Annotated in this window: 2 protein-coding genes; one reads left to right on the top strand and one right to left on the bottom strand. The window is 63.8% G+C overall.

Annotated elements, in window-relative coordinates; genetic code table 11:
• The coding region (locus tag GYA94_RS26095; protein ID WP_161893398.1) for a NorM family multidrug efflux MATE transporter at positions 1 to 1,243 on the bottom strand (1,243 nt) is incomplete at its 3' end.
• Positions 1,244 to 1,396: 153 nt separating this feature from the next.
• On the opposite strand from GYA94_RS26095, the gene GYA94_RS26090 reads away from it, so the two are divergent.
• Complete coding sequence (locus GYA94_RS26090) at positions 1,397 to 2,323, top strand: LysR substrate-binding domain-containing protein (protein WP_161893397.1); 927 nt, start codon at positions 1,397 to 1,399, stop codon at positions 2,321 to 2,323.
• The last annotated feature ends 177 nt before the right edge of the window (positions 2,324 to 2,500 follow it).

Here is a 2,500-nt window from a genome sequence, read left to right as displayed (position 1 = left end):
GGTTGAACGCGAACAGCCAGGCGCTCGGCGCCCCTACCAGCCAATAGCAGCACAGCCCGATCAGGAAGGTGGTCTTGGCATCTTTCAGGCCGCGTATGGAGCCCATGGCGATGGTCTGCATGCCATCGAACAACTCGAACCAGGCGGCCACCATCAACAAGTGCACCGCCAGTTGGTAGATGGCGGCAAAGCCCGGGTCATTACGGTCTATGAACAGGCTCACCAGCGCCTCGGGCAACAGCAAAAACAGCGCGGCAAAGGCAAACATCACGGTTGCCCCGAAGCCGATGCCCACGCGCCCCGCGCTGCGCGCCGCCAGCAGGTTGCCGGCGCCGTAGTACAAGCCCACGCGCATGGTTACCGCATAGGAGAGCCCTGTCGGCACCATGAATGCCGTGGACACGATCTGCAGGGCGATCTGGTGGGCCGCCAGTTCGGTGCTGCCCAGCACCCCCATGCACAACGCGGCAAAGGCGAACAGGCCCACTTCCACCATGTAGGTGCCGCCAATCGGCAGGCCCAGCCGCCACAGCTCACGCAGGGCGTGCAGCGATGGGCGCGACAGGCCCTTGCGCAGCGGGTAGGCGGCATAGGCCGGGTGCCAGCGGATGTACAACGACAGGGCAATGGCCATGCCCATCGACACCACCGCAGTGACCAGGCCGATACCCATCAGCCCGAGCCTGGGCAGGCCGAACATGCCCTCGATCAGCGCCACGTTGAGCAGGTAGTTCAGCACCGTGCCGACCAGGCTGATGACCATCACCGGGGTCGAACGGCCAAGGGCACTGGTGAACCCGCGCAAGGCCATGAAGGTCAGGTAACCGGGCAACGCCAGCGGCAGCAGGGTCAGAAACTGGGCAGCCGAGGCCACGTTCTCGGGCTGTTGCCCGAACAGCAGCAGTACCGGCTCAAGGTTCCACAGCACCAGCGCGGCGAACAGCGCCAGGCCCCAGGCCAGCCACAGGCCGTTCTGAGCCAGGCGGGTGGCCCCTTCGATGTCGTTGGCGCCCTTGCGAATCGCCACCAGGGTACCCACTGCGGCGATCACCCCCAGGCAGAAAATCGACACGAAGGAATAGCTGGCGGCACCCAAGCCACCGCCGGCCAAGGCCTGCGGGCTGATGCGGGCCATCATCAGGGTGTCGGTCAGCACCATCAGCATGTGCGCCAGCTGCGAGGCGATCAGCGGCCCGGCCAGGCGCAGTAAAGCCTTGAGTTCTGTAGTGGGCGCGACGTGCATGGGCTGTCCTTGTTCCTGAGGTGATCAACGAAGCGCGATTCTGAGGCTTTGGTCAACTTTGCACAAAAGGATAAAAGCGATGGTTGGCATGAGTTGAACTCATGCCTACAAGTTTCGGATAATTCGCCTCTGTCCCTAGATTGCAGGTGCCTCATGTCGCGCCAGCTACCTCCGCTGTATGCTTTGCGCGCATTCGAGGCCGCCGCGCGGCTCAGTTCGTTCACCCGCGCGGGCGAAGAGCTGTCGATCACGCAAAGTGCCATCAGCCGGCATATCCGTACCCTGGAAGAGCATTTCGCCTGCCGCCTGTTCGTGCGCAGTGGCCGCAACCTGCAACTGACCGAAGCAGGGCGGGTATTGCTGCCGGGGGTGCGCGAAGGCTTTGCCGCGTTCGCCCGTGCCTGTGAAACCCTGTGTGGTGAAGATGACATCCTGCGCATGAAAGCACCTTCGACCCTGACCATGCGGTGGCTGCTGGCCTGCCTGAGCCGGTTTCGCCACCTGCAACCCGGTAACGAGGTACAACTGACCAGCGCCTGGATGGATGTGGACCATGTGGACTTCAACCATGAACCGTTCGATTGTGCCGTGTTGCTCAGCGATGGAGTGTTCCCGGCAGACTGGGAGGTACGCAAGCTGTTCCCGGAGTTGTTGATTCCGGTCGGCGCACCGGACCTGCTTGGCGAAAAGCCCTGGAGCGTGTCCCGGCTGGCCGGTATCGAGCTGCTGCACCCCACGGTGGACAAGCGCGACTGGCGTGACTGGCTGCAGCGCATGGGCCTCGCTGGCAAGGTATCGCTCAAGGGTGGGCAGGTTTTCGACACGCTGGAGCTGAGCATGATTGCCGCAGCGCGTGGCTACGGCATCTCCATCGGCGACTTGCTGATGGTGGCCGAGGACGTGGCGCAGAAGCGCCTGAGCCTGCCCTGGCCAACGGCGGTGCCCAGTGGCATGGATTACTACCTGGTGTGGCCGCGTACCCGGCGCGGGGGCGAGCGGTTGCGCCGGTTGAGTGCGTTTCTGGAACAGGAGGTAGCGGCCATGGATCTCCCGGATGTGGAAATTCTCCCGCCCCTTTGATGGCTTGCACTGGCCTTGTCGCCGGCAAGCCAGCTCCCACAGGGGTCGCCTTAGGGCTGACAGGTGTTTGCCACAAGGTATGGCAGCGCCTGTTAGAGCGAGCGCCGCCCGCGCGGCGCAATCGCGAGCTGCGCTCGCTCCTCCCTACGTTTGTTTCGGGCCAATTATTCCTGTGGG

Origin of the sequence: Pseudomonas juntendi (assembly GCF_009932375.1) — a bacterium.
GTDB classification, from domain to species: Bacteria; Pseudomonadota; Gammaproteobacteria; order Pseudomonadales; family Pseudomonadaceae; genus Aquipseudomonas; species Aquipseudomonas juntendi.
The sequence above is the reverse complement of the archived record's forward strand: the minus strand, read 5'-3'. Positions and strand labels throughout refer to the sequence as shown.

Excerpts from the sequence above, each read along its gene's own strand:
- GYA94_RS26090 (WP_161893397.1), top strand. The coding sequence starts at position 1,397 with ATGTCGCGCCAGCTACCTCCGCTGTATGCTTTGCGCGCATTCGAGGCC.